This is a genomic window from Novosphingobium sp. CECT 9465 (assembly GCF_920987055.1).
Taxonomy (GTDB): domain Bacteria; phylum Pseudomonadota; class Alphaproteobacteria; order Sphingomonadales; family Sphingomonadaceae; genus Novosphingobium.
The window spans coordinates 550272-565972 of record NZ_CAKLBX010000001.1; the positions used below are offsets into that span (position 1 = coordinate 550272).

Annotated in this window: 13 protein-coding genes; 6 read left to right on the plus strand and 7 right to left on the minus strand. The window is 62.1% G+C overall.

Annotation, left to right across the window (positions count from 1 at the left end; genetic code table 11):
- Positions 1–3: 3 nt before the first annotated feature.
- Positions 4–2112: a TonB-dependent receptor gene (locus LUA85_RS02645; RefSeq protein ID WP_231466789.1), complete on the minus strand. Its 2109-nt coding sequence runs from the start codon at positions 2110–2112 to the stop codon at positions 4–6.
- 161 nt (positions 2113–2273) lie between these two features.
- Here LUA85_RS02645 and hppD point away from each other — a divergent pair, with 161 nt between their 5' ends.
- Together hppD and LUA85_RS02655 are read left to right on the plus strand one after the other, a co-directional pair.
- Complete coding sequence (gene hppD, locus LUA85_RS02650; RefSeq protein ID WP_231466790.1) at positions 2274–3371, plus strand: 4-hydroxyphenylpyruvate dioxygenase; 1098 nt, start codon at positions 2274–2276, stop codon at positions 3369–3371.
- Positions 3368–3913 carry a VOC family protein gene (locus LUA85_RS02655; RefSeq protein ID WP_231466791.1) on the plus strand — a complete coding sequence of 182 codons (546 nt, stop codon included), beginning with the start codon at positions 3368–3370 and terminating at the stop codon, positions 3911–3913. Before hppD ends, LUA85_RS02655 begins: the two co-directional genes overlap by 4 nt.
- Before the next feature lie 19 nt (positions 3914–3932).
- Here LUA85_RS02655 and LUA85_RS02660 read toward each other — a convergent pair whose 3' ends face one another.
- Together LUA85_RS02660 and LUA85_RS02665 are read right to left on the minus strand one after the other, a co-directional pair.
- A complete protein-coding gene (locus LUA85_RS02660) occupies positions 3933–5762 on the minus strand; it encodes a methyl-accepting chemotaxis protein (protein WP_231466792.1) in 1830 nt (609 codons plus the stop codon).
- A gap of 80 nt (positions 5763–5842) precedes the next feature.
- Positions 5843–8365 carry a TonB-dependent receptor domain-containing protein gene (locus LUA85_RS02665; protein ID WP_231466793.1) on the minus strand — a complete coding sequence of 841 codons (2523 nt, stop codon included), beginning with the start codon at positions 8363–8365 and terminating at the stop codon, positions 5843–5845.
- A 214-nt stretch (positions 8366–8579) separates the two neighbouring features.
- Between LUA85_RS02665 and LUA85_RS02670 the strand changes: the two genes are divergently transcribed.
- Positions 8580–9698, plus strand: a complete 1119-nt coding sequence (locus LUA85_RS02670; RefSeq protein WP_231466794.1) for a DUF2332 domain-containing protein — start codon at positions 8580–8582, stop codon at positions 9696–9698.
- 12 nt (positions 9699–9710) lie between these two features.
- Here the strand turns inward: LUA85_RS02670 and LUA85_RS02675 are convergent, their stop codons facing one another.
- The 4 genes from LUA85_RS02675 to LUA85_RS02690 form a co-directional block, all read right to left on the minus strand.
- Entirely contained in the window at positions 9711–10463 is a 753-nt protein-coding gene (locus tag LUA85_RS02675; protein ID WP_231466795.1) for an SDR family NAD(P)-dependent oxidoreductase, read from the minus strand.
- The gene (locus LUA85_RS02680) at positions 10463–12091 is read right to left on the minus strand and encodes an FAD-binding oxidoreductase (protein ID WP_231466796.1); all 1629 of its coding nucleotides are present in this window, start codon (positions 12089–12091) and stop codon (positions 10463–10465) included. The genes LUA85_RS02675 and LUA85_RS02680 overlap by 1 nt, the downstream gene beginning before the upstream one ends.
- Positions 12088–12414 (minus strand): cytochrome c, encoded by a 327-nt coding sequence (locus LUA85_RS02685; protein ID WP_231466797.1) that lies wholly within the window; start codon positions 12412–12414, stop codon positions 12088–12090. Before LUA85_RS02685 ends, LUA85_RS02680 begins: the two co-directional genes overlap by 4 nt.
- 140 nt (positions 12415–12554) lie before the next feature.
- Positions 12555–13262, minus strand: a complete 708-nt coding sequence (locus LUA85_RS02690) for an SDR family NAD(P)-dependent oxidoreductase (protein WP_231466798.1) — start codon at positions 13260–13262, stop codon at positions 12555–12557.
- Positions 13263–13414: 152 nt separating this feature from the next.
- Here LUA85_RS02690 and LUA85_RS02695 point away from each other — a divergent pair, with 152 nt between their 5' ends.
- Genes LUA85_RS02695 through LUA85_RS02705 form a run of 3 tightly spaced genes read left to right on the plus strand, consistent with a single transcriptional unit; the run spans position 13415 to position 15697 of the window.
- Positions 13415–14626 carry a toxic anion resistance protein gene (locus LUA85_RS02695; protein WP_231466799.1) on the plus strand — a complete coding sequence of 404 codons (1212 nt, stop codon included), beginning with the start codon at positions 13415–13417 and terminating at the stop codon, positions 14624–14626.
- A gap of 7 nt (positions 14627–14633) precedes the next feature.
- Positions 14634–15404 carry a hypothetical protein gene (locus LUA85_RS02700; RefSeq protein ID WP_231466800.1) on the plus strand — a complete coding sequence of 257 codons (771 nt, stop codon included), beginning with the start codon at positions 14634–14636 and terminating at the stop codon, positions 15402–15404.
- Positions 15401–15697 carry a polyhydroxyalkanoic acid system family protein gene (locus LUA85_RS02705; protein ID WP_231466801.1) on the plus strand — a complete coding sequence of 99 codons (297 nt, stop codon included), beginning with the start codon at positions 15401–15403 and terminating at the stop codon, positions 15695–15697. The genes LUA85_RS02700 and LUA85_RS02705 overlap by 4 nt, the downstream gene beginning before the upstream one ends.
- Positions 15698–15701: the final 4 nt, after the last annotated feature.

Sequence of the window (15701 nt, forward strand, 5' to 3'; positions counted from 1 at the left end):
AGTTCAGAAACTTGCCCGCGCGGTAATGCGGATGTCGCGTCCGGCAAGCGGGGCGAAGTCCTTGAGGACCGAGGCGTGGCGGCGGGCGTCGACATCGAAGATGTTGTTGGCCGACAGCGCGAACGAGAGCGGGCGGGTGCTGCCCCACGGGCGGTAATTGATTTCGGCATTGACCAGCGTGAAGCTGCCGGTCTGCGTTTCGAACGCGGTGGTGCGGGTCTGGCTGTCGCTCCATTCCACTTCGCCGCGCAGGTCCATCTTGCTGCCGTTGAGCGCGAGGCCGCCCTGCAGGCGCAGCGGCGGGATGCGCGGGGCGGGGCCGATGTCCTTGATATTGGCGTGGACGTAATCGGCCAGGCCATCGGCGACGAGATCGATTCCGTTGAAGCTGGCGAGCGTGGCCGTGCCTTGAATTTCGAAGCCATAGTAGCGCGCATCGGCCTGGCCAAACTGGAATACCGGCAGTCCGTCCTCGACCGCGCCAGTCAGGTTTTCATAAATGAAATTGCTGAACCAGCTATGATAGGCCGATGCTTCGAGGCTGTAGCCTTCGCCGCGCCCGCGCAGCACGGCTTCGAGGCCCCATGCGCGTTCGGTGCGGAAATCGGGGTTCCCCACTTCGAACGCCTGCGTACCCGCATGGGGTCCGTTGGCAAACAGTTCCTCGCCCGATGGCGCCCGCACCGTGCGCGAAAGGTTCACGCCAAAGCGCCAGTCGGACGTGAGCGCATAGGATGCGCCGACCGAACCGGAGACGGTATCGAACGTGCGTTTGCCGCTGAAGAACTGAGTCTGGTCAAGCAGGGGCTTGGCTTCCAGAACGGAGTGTTCGTAGCGTGCGCCGCCTTCCAGCTTGAGCGCGCCGAAATCGAGCTGCTGGAGCGTGAAAACGCCGAATTGCTGGGTGGAGTTCCTGGGGAGAAAGGCTTCATCGCCGATCACGTTGAAATCGCGTGAGAAGTACTGGACGCCGCTGGCACCCTTCCACGCACCCCGGTCTGCCTGCACCAGTTCGACGCGGCCCTCCAGCCCCTTGTTGTAGAACGCGGTGCCCACCGCGCCATCGGGTTCGAGTTCGAAGTGGCGATAGCTGGCAAAGCCCGCGCGGGCGCGGATCGACTTGATCAGGCTGCCGCCGGTTTCCACTTCGGCGCGAAGATCGAGGCGGTCCTGCACCACATCGAGGCGTGGGCCTTCCTGCTCCTGATCCGGCTGGATCGCATGGCGGACGGGGATGCCGTAGAGGCTGTCGTAGCGGCTGTAGGCGATGCCGAGATTGCCGGTTTCTGTAATCAGCGATGCACCGACGCCCGCTGTCCATGTTTCAGCCTGCGAATTGGGCAGCTTGTCCTTCAGCGCGGCATTGGCGGCAAAATCGATGCCTTCGGCGATCTGATCCTCGGTTTCACTGCCAGCATTGGCCAGTGCGGTCAGCCGGGCGCGGGGGGCCAGCACATAATCGCCGACGCGAAGGTTGCCGGTCTTGAGGTAACTGCCATCGGCGTGGATGACGAACTTGCCGCCGAGTGGAACATCCACCGCGCCGCCGATCGCGCGTTCATTGGCGGCCGAGCCATAGCTGGCGATCATGTCGACGTGGGCCGGTTCTTCGGGGATGACGCGCGGAATGCGCTTGTCGATCACGTTGACCACGCCGCCGATGGCCGATGAGCCGAATAGCAGGGTCGCGGGGCCGCGCAGCACTTCGATGCGTTCGGCCAGCAGGGGATTGATCACCACGGCATGATCGGCACTGGTGTTCGATACGTCGAACGCCCCGATGCCGTCGGTGAGGATGCGTACGCGTTCACCCTGAAGCCCGCGCAGGACCGGGCGCGAGGCGTTGGGGCCGAACGATGTGGCCGAAACGCCGGGTGTGCGATCAAGCATTTCGCCCAGCGTGGGCCGCAGCGACTGGGTCAGCGCTTCGCCTTGCAGGACCGAAACGCCGGAGATGACATCCTGCCGATCACGGTTGAACGCGGCGGTGACGACGATCTGCGACGATGGCTGGACGTGCGTGTCCTGTTCACCGTCTTCAGCCGATGCTGGCGCAGCCAGGGCGAAGGCGGCGAGGGCTGAGCAGCTTGCGAGGAGGGCTGGAAACTTCATCGGTGGCGATCCCTTTCGATATGGGCGAGCCAATAATGCGATTCGTTTGATGATACAAGATAACATCACAAAAAGGGTGGCGTTAAGTCATCGGCGAGATCGGAGGTGACATTCTTTGCGAAAAATGGTATCAAGTGAAACGAAATAAAGGAGCGATGCCGTTGGACGTTTCCCCCGCTACAGGCTTGCCAAATCCGCTGCGCCTCGATGGCTTCGAATTCATCGAGTTCACCGCGCCTGAAAAGGGTCTGCTGGAACCTGTTTTCGCTGCCATGGGGTTTGCCCATGTCGCCGATCACCGCACCAAAGACGTGCACTTGTGGCGGCAGGGCGGGATCAACCTGATCGCCAATTACGAACCGCGCAGCCCGGCAGCCTATTTTGCCGCAGAGCACGGCGCTTCAGCCTGCGGGATGGGCTGGCGGGTAAAGGACGCGGCAAAGGCTTATCAAGTGGCGGTCGAGCGGGGGGCGGAGCCGGTCCATGTCGAGACCGGACCGATGCAGTTACGCCTGCCCGCAATTCGCGGCATCGGCGGTTCGATCATATATCTGATTGATCGCTACGACGAGGACATCTCGATCTACGACATCGACTTCCGCTATTTGCCGGGCGTGGACAGGCATCCGGCGGGCGCGGGCTTCCACACGATCGATCACCTGACGCACAATGTCTATGGGGGGCGCATGGCCCACTGGGCAGCGTTTTACGAGCGGATCTTCGGGTTCAAGGAAATCCGCTATTTCGATATCAAGGGCGAATATACCGGCCTGACCAGCCGCGCGATGACCGCGCCAGATGGGCTGATCCGCATTCCCCTGAACGAGGAAGGAAAGGCGGGCGGGGGACAGATCGACGAGTTCCTGCGCGCCTACAATGGCGAGGGCATCCAGCACATCGCCTTTGCCTGTGACGATCTGCCAGGGTGTTGGGACAAGCTGAAGGCACTGGGCACACCGTTCATGTCTGCGCCGCCTGCCACCTATTACGAGATGCTGGAAGAGCGGCTTCCGGGACATGGCGAGCCGGTGGACGAACTCCAGAAGCGCGGAATCCTGCTCGATGGTTCGACCGAGGACGGCGATCCGCGCCTGTTGCTGCAGATATTCTCCGAGACGGTTATCGGCCCGGTGTTCTTTGAATTCATCCAGAGAAAGCGCGATGAAGGCTTTGGCAACGGCAACTTCACCGCCCTGTTCAAATCGATGGAGCGCGACCAGATGCGCCGGGGCGTATTGCAGGTGGAAGACGCCAGGTGACCACAGCCCCGAACCTGTCGCGTATTCATCACGTGGCCTACCGTTGCCGGGACGCAGCGCAGACTGTCGAATGGTACGCCCGTGTGCTGGGCATGGCCTACGTCACCGCCTTCGCCGAGGACAAGGTGCCCTCCACCGGTGAATACGATCCCTACATGCATGTGTTTCTCGATGCGGGCGGCGGCAATGTGCTCGCATTCTTCGAATTGCCGAACCAGCCTGCGATGGGGCGTGATCCGGCAACGCCTGCCTGGGTTCAGCATATTGCCTTCGAAGTGCCTGACGAGGCCGCGCTGCTGGCGGCGAAGGCCCATATCGAGGCACAGGGCGTGGAAGTGCTGGGGCCGACGTATCACGGCATCTTCCGCTCGATCTACTTCTTCGATCCCAATGGCCACCGGCTGGAACTGGCCTGCAATATCGGTACGCCGGACCAGCATGCCGAGTTGAAGGCGCTGGCGCCGCAAATGCTGGAGGAATGGAGCCGCACCCGCCGCGCCCCGCGCCAGGCGGCCTGGCTCCATCAGGAGCCGGAACGCTGACGCAGGGCGGGGCGCGTAATCAGAATTCCGACCAGTCCGCGTCCAGTGCAGCGTTGCCCATGGTTGCGAGCTTTGGTGCAGGCGCAGGGGCCACGCGCGATGCTTGCCGGGGTGCGGCCACAGGGGCCGGTGCGGCATAGCCGCGATGCATCAGGTGCGGTTTTTCATCGCCGATCTTGAAGCTGGCAAAAGCCTGCGAAAGCTGGGTGGATTCCGTCGTCAGGTTCTTGGTGGCGGCGTTGGTTTCCTCGACCATCGCGGCATTCTGCTGGGTCATCTGGTCCATGGCGTTGATCGCCACGTTGATCTTGCGCAGCGTCTGCGATTGCTGTTCGGCCGTTTGGGCAATGCTGGAAATCGATGTGGTGACCGTGGCGACGCGGTTGATGATGCGTTCGAGCGCGGTTCCCGTTTCGTTGACCAGCCCTACGCCCGACTGGACATAAGTGGTTACGGCCTGAACCCGCTGCTTGATGGCATTGGCGGCTTCCGTTGCGCGTAGCGCCAGTGCCCGCACTTCGGACGCCACGACCGCAAAGCCCTTGCCCGCTTCACCTGCACGCGCGGCCTCGACGCCTGCGTTAAGCGCGAGAAGGTTGGTCTGGAACGCAATCCCGTCGATCATCGTGGTGATGTCCGAAATCTCGGCGCTGGCGCGTTCGACCTTGTCCATCGCCTCGATCGCCTTGCCGACGATCGCGCCGCCGCTTTCGGCTTCGCCGCGCGCTTCGACCATGGAATGGCTTACCTCGCCTGCAATCTTGGCATAGTCCTCGATCTTGTTGGTAAGATCATCCATCGCGCTGGACGAAGCCTGGAGGCTGGCGGCCTGCTGCTCGCTGCGGGTTGCAAGATCGGTCGTGGCCTGGCGAATTTCGCTGGAGGTCAGATCGATGGTGCTGATGCTGTCCTGCACCTGCCCCATGGCATCGCACAGCCGCGACATGGCATCGTTGAAATCGTTGGCCACGGTGGCGAAGGCGGGCGGCAGATCGACAAGGCGTACGCTGAGATCGGCATTGGCCACGGCATGCAACTGTTCGCCGATCTTGGCCATCGCCTGTTCGCGTTGGGCAACTGCGCGCGCACGTTCCAGAGCTGCATCGCGGAAAACGGTGACGGCCTTGGCCATGTCGCCCAGTTCGTTGGCACGTCCGGTGCCGGGAATGGGGTGATTGTTCTCGCCGCGGGCCAGTGCGGTCATCGTTTCGGTCATTTCCGAAATCGGCCGTGCGATGTTGGTGCTGAGCTTGCGCGACAGCATCAGGGTCAGCCCGATCAGCGTGGCGCCGCCGATACCCAGTGCCAGCCATGCAAAGAAGATCGCGCTGTCCTGCGATGCGGTGTTCTGTGCGATCAGCTTTTCATGATCGTCGCGAATTTCGCGCAAGGGGAGAACCGCGGCGCTGACCAGCACGGCCTTTCCTGCTGAACGAACGGTCTCCTGCGCCAGATCGCGCTGGCCTGCCTTGACCATGGCGATGGTCTTGTCGCCCCAGTTCTGTCGCCATGCTTCGGTTTCCTTGCGCGATTCGCGCACCAGTCCCTTGTGCTCCTCGTCGAGCAGCGATTCGAGCTTGGCCGAGGCCGCATCGTAATCGTCGCGCCCTTCGTAATAGGATTTGAGATAGGATTCGTCCGCGGTGATGAGGAAACCCCGCATCTGGCTGTTCTGGCGCAGCAGTGCAGTTTCCAGCGACAGCGTATCGGCGAGAACCACCTGCGCCTCGGTATTGCGCACCGAGATGTTGCCTACCATCGCCAGGCTGATCCCGAAGACGATCATCATCAGCGCGGCGGTGACGTTCAGCGCGACGAACGCGAATCCGAGTTTGCGGGGGATGTTCATGTTTTCGAACACAGGCTGCACCTTGATTTTGCGACCAGAAGGGTCGGACCCGCCCGCGAAGGACGGGTCCGATAGCGGCGTCAGAACGAGAAGCGGGCAGATGCCGTGACGGTTCGTCCGTTCATCACTTGCGCGTTGGCAATGCCCGATGCCGGGATTGCCGCCGAAGCAAGTTGCACGATGGCCAACTTGTTGAAGACGTTGAAGGCATTGATGCCGATCTGGAACCGCTCTGTCGGACGGACCTGAAGGAACGGGCTGACCAGTACATAGCCCGGCTGTTTCAGGAGGTTGGTATCCTGGGCAAAGCTGCTGGCGGTGCCGTTGATCACGGTGCCGAAGGTTACGCGGTCCAGTTGCACTTGCGGGCGCGCCTGAAACGACAGGGTCGGGATGTGACGCGGGCGGTTGCCGTTGAGCGCCGGGTTGGAAACGTCCTTGTCGATTGCGGCGCGGGTCCATGTGGCCCCGACCATCATCGAAAACGGTCCCCGACGGACTTCGCTTTCAAGTTCGACGCCCTTGGCGCTGTACGTGCGATCGATATTCAGGATTACCGATTCCCCGGTGGCGTTTGCGGCCACCTGGACAGTGCGTTCGACCGTCGAAGCCCAGAATCCGGTAACGAATACGCTCAGTCCGTCCTGCCGGAACTTCACGCCGCCCTCAGCCTGTTTCACGACGCCGAATGCAAGCGCCGGATCTGCTAACTGGCCCGATCCGAAATCGATGTTCGGAACTCTGACGATACGGTTGGCATTGGCCCGCGCGCCACGGCTGTACCGCGCGAATACCGACAGCGCATCGGCCATCCGGTAATTCACACCGGTAGAATACGAGAGGTAATCGTAACCGTAATCGACCGTGCCGGGGCGATCCAGCGGCAGGATGGCGGAACGGGATTCCGCCGCGGAAATCACGCCGTCGCCGTTGACATCGACCGAACCGACCCCGACGCGTCCGTCGCCAAGGCTTGCACTGATGACCGTGCCCTTGGTCGTGCCGCGATCAAATCGGACGCTGCCGCCGATGGCCAGCTTGCCGATCTGGTAGTTGATCGAACCGTAGGGGGCAGTCACGCGATAGGTGAGGTTATAGGAGTCATGGGCCGTGGCGAGCGGCAGGCCGAGGCTGAAACCATATGCCTGCGTGCCACCATCGGTCTGGCGGATACCGGCGGCGGTGGTTACATCGACCGCTGCGGATTTGCCGCCGCCCACGACATCGCTGACCGTCCCGACAAATCCCCAGGTCGATTCGATGCGCTGTGACGAAGTGTACAATCCCATCGTCGTGGTCAGCTTGCCGCCACCCACTGGCCAGACGCGGCTGGCGCGCAGATCGTTGGTGGTGTTGCTGATATCGTCGAGTGTGGCATGCATTCGGGTGCGAACTGCCAGCAATCCATTGCCGTTGAGACTGTCCGGGGCAAGGATCTGCTGCCCGGCGTTTGGCCCGGTGGCATAGGACAGTGTGGCGCCAGGTCCGCCGAAAGTCGTGGCGATGACACTGGCTGGTGCGGTCAGGGCCAGGGATGATTCGTTGTATTCCCCGCCGATGTCGGCATGGCGGAAGCGGTTGCTGACCGTCCAGCCAGCCACATCGAACTGCGCTTCGAAGCCGAGCGCCTTGACGATGGCATGAATGCCGTCACGGCTGTCGACGGATTCCGATCCGTTGTTGCGATCAACCGCCAGAAACTGCGAGGTAAACCCGGAGGCCAGCACATCACCCCGTGCGCTCAGACCGGGAATGTCGGTTATGACAGGCTTGTCGTTGGTCCCTGTCAGCAATACCGGCGTCTGCGAATAGTTGATCTGGCGATCATCGAGATACTTTGCATAAATGCGAATGTATCCATCGGCCAGTTGCCGGGTTACGTTGAACTTGACCTGCCCGCCGCGAAATCCGTCATAACCAAGTTCGCGCGGACCTTCGCCCTGTCGGTAAAAACCACCCACGTGGAAGCGCCAGCCCTCACCGAGCGGACTGCCATATTCCAGATCGATCCGGTTCAGATCGTGGCCAAGGCCGCTGGAAAGCTGGATCGTGCCGCCTTGCGTCTCACCGGTCTTGGAAAGCAGGTTGACGACACCGCCGGGCGAGTTCGAGGAAAATGTCGAAGCAGACCCGCCTCGGATCACCTGGATCTGCGACAAGGTAAGGTCGGCCCGAACGAACGTGTCGGGCGTTGCGAAGCTGATGTCGCCAAATTCCAGGACGGGCAGGCCGTCTTCCTGGATTTGCAGGAACTTCGATCCTGTTGCCGCCAGCGGCAGGCCGCGCACGGTGATCGAGGAGACGCCGTCAATATCGGATGTCTCGGAACGGATGCCGGGGATGTTCTGCAATATCCCGGCGATCGAAGTTGCCGAGATATTCTTGAGATCAACCTCGTCGATGACGCTCGCCGAAATCGCCGTGTCGAGCAGATCGCGGCCTTTCGCTACGCCGGTGCTGAAGGCTTTGCCGGCCGGGGCTTTGGTCACAACGGGGGTCTGCTCTTGCGATTGACCGCCCTTCGCTTCGGCTTCGGATGCGTATGCCGTGCCGGTAATGCCAGAAGCAAGAACGGTGCAGACTAGGTAATGCCAGTTTTTCATCAGACCCTCATCAGTGGAAATTCCGTGTCGCCATCTAGCGGGTGCGGTTTTAACCACGTCTTGGGAGATCATTAGGTAGTCGCCGCAAGTATGATGGAGGAAAATCGATGAATTGTCTGAATATCAGGGCATTTACGTAGTCTGCATTTAACGCGGTAAAAGCCGGGATGGTTAAGGGTTGCCGGGTTCAACCTGCGGCCGAAAGTTCTGATTGTTGTCTGGCCTTGTCCATATCCTGCCGCTTGATCGTGCTGACCGACCGGTCCTCCACCAAGGGGACCGGTGCGCCGCATACTTCGAACGCGAGGCGGGCAAGGCTGCCGCGCTGGGGGCCAGCTATGTGGCCTCTGTGCTGGAAGCCTGCGCGCACACGCTTTCGCTGGCGCCATGTCTGCATGCACTGATCCGAAACTGGCCGGATGACCTTGCGTCATCGGGTGTGGCGTTCCGCCTGAATGCCGGTCTTCATGCGCTGGCCCGCAGCGGTCGTGCGCCACTTCTGTCGCAATTGTCGCAGACCGATAGTGCCATCGGGTTCGATCTGGCGGTCGCGCAGGCCTTGACCACGAACGAAGACGCCATGCTTCGATGGGTGTCCAGACCCACCCAGACCAACGAAGTGGCACGGATCGCCGGACTTATGGGTGTGCTTGCCGAACTGGACAGGCGTCATGGCCTCCGCTCGGAATTGCTGGAACTCGGATCAAGCGCGGGGCTGAATCTCAATCTGGCGCACTATGCCTTCAAACTTGGCGGAACATTGATGGGACCGCGCGATAGCGCGGTCTCCATTGCGCCGAACTGGCGAGGGCAAGCGGTCCCGGCAATGCTGCCATTCATCGCAAGCGCCCGCGGTGCCGATCTGGCCCCACTGGACATCGCCCGCCCCGATCATCGTGAACGGCTTTACGCCTGCACCTGGCCCGGCATTCCCGCGCGGATGAAGCGGTTGCGCGGCGCGATTGAAATTGCGCATCAGCATGTCCCGCACGTGGAACAGGGCAGCGCCGGACCCTGGCTTGCACGGCAACTCGCCCAGCCGCAGCCCGAAGGTGTGCGCCGCGTGGTGTTCCATTCGATGGTGATGCAATATGTGCCCCAGCCTGAACGCGATTCCGTTGCCCGGTCTCTCCGCCGCGCCGGTGCGCGGGCAACACCGGAGCGGCAACTCGCCCGCGTCGGACTGGAATGGTGCAAGGACCGCCGCGATGTTGAATTGCGGCTGACCCTGTGGGACGGAACTTGCGCCGCAGGACGCGAGGCCGTGGTGGCAACTTGCCACCCTTATGCCGAATGGTTCGACTGGCGCGGTATCTCGCCTGCGCTGGACTGACTCAGCACAAAGTCAGTGCGCCGTCTGGCCGCCGTCAATGGTGAAAGTCGCGCCGTTGATGAAGCCTGCGCCGTCCGAGCACAGATGCAGCACGGTGGGCGCAATTTCTTCAGGCCGTGCGGCGCGGCCCGAAATGTTCTGGGCAAAGAACATGTCGGTGAACGCGTTGCTGTCGGCCCAGTGCTGGGTCATCGGCGTGACGACAAAGCCGGGCGCGATGGCGTTTACGCGGATGTTCGCGCGTGCATATTCGACCGCGCCTGCCTTGGTCAGGCCCGCCACCGCGTGTTTCATTGCGCAATAGGCGCTCATGTTGGGGTCCGCGATCAGCGCGCCGACGCTGGCGGTGTTGACGATGGCCCCGCCGCCCACTTTCAGGAAGTGGCGGATTTCGGCCTGCATGGCAAAGAACACGCCCTTGAAATCGACGTCGATGGCAAGGTCAAGTTCGTCCTCGGTCACTTCGTGGATCGGGCGTTGCGGGGGCAGGACTCCGGCGTTATTGAACGCCGCGTCCATCCGCCCGAAGCGTTCGACGCAAGCCGCGACCAGCGCGTCAAGATCGGCGGCCTTGCGCACATCGGTATGGCGGAACGCGGCGGTGCCGCCTTCGCCTACGATCATCGCGACGGTTTCCTCTGCCCGCGCATCGATATCACCGATCATTACAGAGGCACCTTCGCGCGCAAAGGCAAGCGCGGTGGCGCGGCCAATGCCCGTGGCCGCGCCGGTGATCAACACGGCTTTTCCTGCAAAGCGTTCCATCACATGATCCCTGATTTGCCGGGAGCAAGGATGCCGTTGGGATCGAGCGCGTGCTTGATCCTGGCGTTGAAGCCGCGGTTCACTTCGCCATATTGCTGCGCGACAAGGTCCATCGAATTGACCCCGGTTCGGTAGCTGGCCCAGCCTTGCGCGCCAAACCGGATGACCAGTTCGCGATAGCAGCCGTCCGCCTTCTTTTCCTGTTCGGGATCGGATTTGTCGAACAGCAGCGCAAGGATGTGGTGCAGGTCGCGCCACCCGATGGCGTAAGCGGCGGTGTAATCAAAGCCCCACTTCTCGACGATTTCCTTGGCGAGCACGGTCTGGCGTTCGGCTTCGATCCCCCGCGCTGCGGCAACCGGCGCAAACCACGCAAGACCGCCGCCCGCGCCGCGCCAGCGCAGCAGGCCGATCTCATCAAGGTTCAGCCCGCCTTCCATCAGCGTGGAGTGGTGGTGGAACCACGGGTTGTCGCCCATTTCGGCAGAGGTCAGCACTTCGCCGCCGCTGGCCGTCAGGCTGGCGCGGATGATCGGCTCGACCGCAGCCACGGTCTGTTCGGTGCCATAGAGCGCGAAATATGTGTTCCACATGCCGAGACCATTCGCCTTGGCCGCTTTCTTGAGCGATGCTTCGTCCAGCATCGCGCCATCGGGCACGATTTCATTGCGGCGCTTGAACATGGCGAGCTGATACGATGCGCTCATCATCAGATTGCAATTGGCAACAAGGTTGGAGACGCGCAAAGGACGCATCGCCTCGATGATGCGCGGCACGTCGCCCATTTCTGCGTGGCGCACCATGAACGGTTTGTAGACCGGGGGCTTGGGCATCAGCCAGAGGCCCATCTTGGTGACGACGCCGAAGTTCGACTGGGTGAACAGGCCATCGAGATAAGGCCCGTAGCCCCACTTGAATGCCTGCCACGCGGTGCTGCCCTTGATCGATCCCATCCCGGTGCGCATGACCTGCCCATCGGCCAGCACCACTTCCATGCCGCACTGGAACATGAAGTGTTCGCCATAAGGCGTGTAGCCCACGCCGCGATCCAGCGTGTTGCCAACGGGTGAGGCGATAGGGCCGACCGTCGGCACATCGATCCACAACGGGATGTTGTTTTCGACGAGATAATCCTTGAGCTGCTGGCAAGTGACGCCGGGTTCGAGCAGGCAGGTGCCGAGGTCCGCGTCCACTTCAAGAATGCGGTTCATCCGCTTGAGGTCGAGCACAACCTGGCCGGGCGTGGCGGGCGCGGCCATGCCATAGCCCATGTTCTTGCCGGTTGAGATCGGCCAGATCGGCTGGCGGTACTTGTTGGCGATGCGGACGATTTCCTGCACCTGCTCCACCGTTTCGGGGCAGACCGCGCCCACCGGCACATGACGGTTGGCCGGATCGGGCACATAGACCTTGGCGTAGGGCGCTACGGCCTCTTCATCACCGAACACCCATTCCGCGCCGACGACGCCGCGAAATGCTTTCATGGCGCTGGAAAAATCGGCCTTGGTCAGGCCCGGCGCGAGCGGGGCGGGGTTCTTTGCGCTGGCACTTGTACCAAGGCCCAAGCTGGCAGCGCCGAGAATGCCGGCGCCAAGCAGCCCGCGACGGTCCATGTCGATGCCGCTCATTGTCCGTGCTCTCCGCTACGTGCCGTGCTTTTTTCGATCCAGATGGCCAGCGCATCGAGTTCGGATGGCTTGATTTCGGTCGGGCGGAACGCGGGCATGCCGTTCTGGCCGTGACGCACGATGTACGCGATGCTTTCGGCGGGAAGCGCACGGCCGAGGATGATCGGGCCGACATTGCGGCCGTGGCAATAGCCGCAGGTCTTGGCGTAGATCACTTCGGGCGGGCGCAGGCCTTGCGCTTCGCCGCGTTTCTGTGCTGCCAATAGGGGCGCAGCGCAAGCCATGGCCCCGATGGCCAGAATCGGGCCGATCATTCCCTTCATCCCTGCCTCCTCAATCCCAACAGGCGCAGCGGATTAGCCCGCCGTCAGCCTGATTGGCTCGGATTGCAGCTTATCAGGGCTTGCGCCGGGAGCCAGAAATGGAGACTTGAAAAGTTACACTGTGTGAAATTCGAAGTGGATCAGAATGGGAGCTCCGAGCCGTCCCATGACATCAGTTTTCCGCTGTAGGCACCCGAAAGCGCGTCGATCACGCGGAGCAGGTGCGCGGCGGACTGCGCGGGGGTGAACAGCCGTTCGGGCGGCACCCTGCGCTGGAACGGACGGGAAAGCGGCGTATCGACCGTGCCGGGATGCAACGTCACGGCAATCGCGGCGGGATTGCTTCGGCCAAGTTCGATCGCGAAGTTGCGTACCATCATGTTGAGCGCGGCCTTGGAAGCGCGATAGGAATGCCAGCCACCAAGCCGGTTGTCGGTGATCGAACCGACCTTTGCCGAGATTGCCGCGAACACCGGCCTCCCGCCCTTGCGCAACAGCGGCGCGCAATGCTTGCCGATCAGCGCAGGACCGATGGTGTTGATCGCGAACATTTCCGCCATCGCCCCGGCATTCAGGGTGCGCCAGGATTTCTCCGGGCCATCGCCATTATCGCGCACCAGTAGCCCTGTCGCGACGATCACCAGATCGAGCGGGGCAGCGATTTCAACGCAGGCGGTGGCGATGGTCGTTTCGTCAGTCAGATCGAAAGTATGCGAGTGGACCTTGGGCGCTGCTGCCGGGTGCTTTCGTGCCACCGCGTGAACTTGCGCAACGTCGTCACGCGCGGCCAGCAAGGTGACTAATGCCGCGCCGATTCCGCCGCTTGCCCCGAATATCGCGCATCGCATTCCGTTTTCCATGATGCAGTTCATGGAACGCGACAGGTCCCGCGTCGATATGGCCGTTCGCCTGTTGCTGTATTGCAGCTATAATACAGCTTGCACAGGGCGAGATGAAATCCCATGTTGCCGGTTGATCCTTTCTGGAAAGCACGATTGCGATGGCCACGACTTTGACCGAGACTGCAACCGCCAGCCCCTTGACGCTGACGCCGCCCGATCCGGTGCCGGTCGTCGCGCCCGTTCAGGCCGCCGGACTGGTGCCGGTATCGGACGAAAACCGTTCGAAGCTGGAATCGAAGGTCGATGCCTTCGTGGCCGATCTGATCGCGCAGGATGCGCAAAGCCCGGAGTTCGGCAAGAAGGTCGATCAGTTGACCAACATGGGCCGCAAGGAAATTTCACAAGCGGCGGGCATGGCCAACCGCTTCCTTGACCGCCCGATCCGCGCGATGGACAAGGACAGCGGCGTGGGGTCCGATCTGGCCGCACTGCGCCGCACCGTGGAGGAGCTTGATCCGGGCAAGCAGGGCAAGCTGTCCACCGGCCGGAAGATCCTCGGAATCATTCCCTTCGGCAACAGCATGAAGAAGTATTTCGATGGTTATGTCTCGGCGCAGGGCCACATCAAGGCAATCCTTGAACGCCTTGCCTCAGGCAAGGACGAATTGCTGATGGACAACGCCGCCATCGACGTCGAGCGCAGCAAGCTGTGGGAGGCGATGGGCAATCTGGAGCAGATGATCCTTATCTCCAAGACACTGGACGCCAGGCTGGAGGAAGCCGCCGCCGATCTGGATCACACCGATCCCGCCAAGGCCAAGGCGATCCGCGAAACCGCTCTGTTCTACACCCGCCAGCGTACACAGGACCTGCTCACGCAGATGGCTGTCACGGTGCAGGGCTATCTCGCGCTCGATCTGGTCAAGAAGAACAACGTCGAACTGGTCAAGGGCGTGGACCGCGCCAGCACGACGACCGTCGCAGCGCTGCGCACCGCGGTGACCGTGGCGCAGGCGATGACCAACCAGCGGCTGGTCCTGCAACAGATTACCGCACTTAACACCACCACCGCCAACATGATCGATAGTACCGGCAAACTGCTGCGCGAACAGACCGGCAAGATTCACGAACTGGCCGCCGCCAGCACGATCCCGCTGGAAACGCTGCAACGCGCGTTCCAGAACATTTACGACACGATGGACACGATCGACACGTTCAAGCTGAAGGCGCTCGATTCGATGAAGCAGACGGTCGATACGCTTTCGGGCGAGGTCGAGAAATCGAAGGGCTATATCGCGCGGGCAGAAGGCGCGGCGCAAGCAAAGCTCGCCGGACCGGACAGTTCGCCGCTGTTGAGCCTGGAGGTTTGAGGCACTGATGGCCAATTCTCCCGCGCAGGACAGCCAGCGCATCCTTGCCGAGGCAAAATCAACGCTCGTTCGCCAGCAGGCGGGCGGACGGCGCAGCATCGGCCAGCGTTCGGCCGATCTGAAGCGTCAGCATCGCGGCAAGAAGCTGGCGCGCATGGCGATGGCCGTGGGCGTGGTATTGGTGGGCGCGATGGCGGCGGGGCTGGTGCTCGATGGCATCGGCATCACCGGCGTGATGCTGCTGGCGCTGGCGATCGTGGGGACGCTGTGGTTTTTCGCCACGTTTCCCAAGCTGAAAGTGCCCGATCTTGCCGCGCTCAATTCGGGCGATGTGCGGACGATGGTTGGGCGCACGGAACTGTGGCTTGAAGCGCAGCGGCCTGCGCTCCCCGCGCCAGCGGTGCGGCTGGTCGATCAGATCGGTGTGCAGCTCGATGGGTTGGGCGTGCAGCTTGAAGGCATCGATCCGGCCGAGCCAGCCGTGGGCGAAGTGCGCCGCCTTGTGGGCGAACACCTGCCCGGCATGGTCGAAAGCTGGCGCAAGATCCCGCCGCACTTGCGCAAGGAAGAGCGCGCCGGTCGCAATGCCGATGAGCAATTGAGCGAGGGCCTGGGCAAGATTTCAAAGGAAATTGACGAGATCACGCGGCAACTGGCGGCGGGCGATCTCGATGCGCTGGCTGTGCGTGGGCGCTATCTGGACTACCGCTATGGGGAAGGGCTAGAGGCCACGCCTCAGCTTGCTGTTCCCCAGATCGCTGTAAACAAGGACGTATGATGCGTGTTGCCATTCCCCATACCCTCGGCCGGGACGAAGCCCGCCGCCGTCTGCGCGACAAGGCAGCAAAGGCGATGGAAAAGGCCGAGAGCATGGCGACGATCACGACGACCTTTGCCGATGACGATCACATGACCATGACCGTGGGCGCGATGGGCTATAGCGTGGATTGCGCGGTGGAACTGACCGACAGCGAGCTGGTGGTGGACGTCGATATTCCCGCCAGCCTGGGCTTTGCCAAGCGCATGATCGAAGGCATGATCCGCGAGAAGACCGGCAAGCTGCTGACCTGACCGT

Excerpts from the sequence above, each read along its gene's own strand:
- LUA85_RS02665 (WP_231466793.1), bottom strand. The coding sequence starts at position 8,365 with ATGAAAAACTGGCATTACCTAGTCTGCACCGTTCTTGCTTCTGGCATT.
- LUA85_RS02645 (WP_231466789.1), bottom strand. The coding sequence starts at position 2,112 with ATGAAGTTTCCAGCCCTCCTCGCAAGCTGCTCAGCCCTCGCCGCCTTC.
- LUA85_RS02690 (WP_231466798.1), bottom strand. The coding sequence starts at position 13,262 with ATGCGATGCGCGATATTCGGGGCAAGCGGCGGAATCGGCGCGGCATTA.
- LUA85_RS02700 (WP_231466800.1), top strand. The coding sequence starts at position 14,634 with ATGGCCAATTCTCCCGCGCAGGACAGCCAGCGCATCCTTGCCGAGGCA.
- LUA85_RS02685 (WP_231466797.1), bottom strand. The coding sequence starts at position 12,414 with ATGAAGGGAATGATCGGCCCGATTCTGGCCATCGGGGCCATGGCTTGC.
- LUA85_RS02660 (WP_231466792.1), bottom strand. The coding sequence starts at position 5,762 with ATGAACATCCCCCGCAAACTCGGATTCGCGTTCGTCGCGCTGAACGTC.
- LUA85_RS02705 (WP_231466801.1), top strand. The coding sequence starts at position 15,401 with ATGATGCGTGTTGCCATTCCCCATACCCTCGGCCGGGACGAAGCCCGC.
- LUA85_RS02695 (WP_231466799.1), top strand. The coding sequence starts at position 13,415 with ATGGCCACGACTTTGACCGAGACTGCAACCGCCAGCCCCTTGACGCTG.
- LUA85_RS02680 (WP_231466796.1), bottom strand. The coding sequence starts at position 12,091 with ATGAGCGGCATCGACATGGACCGTCGCGGGCTGCTTGGCGCCGGCATT.
- LUA85_RS02675 (WP_231466795.1), bottom strand. The coding sequence starts at position 10,463 with ATGGAACGCTTTGCAGGAAAAGCCGTGTTGATCACCGGCGCGGCCACG.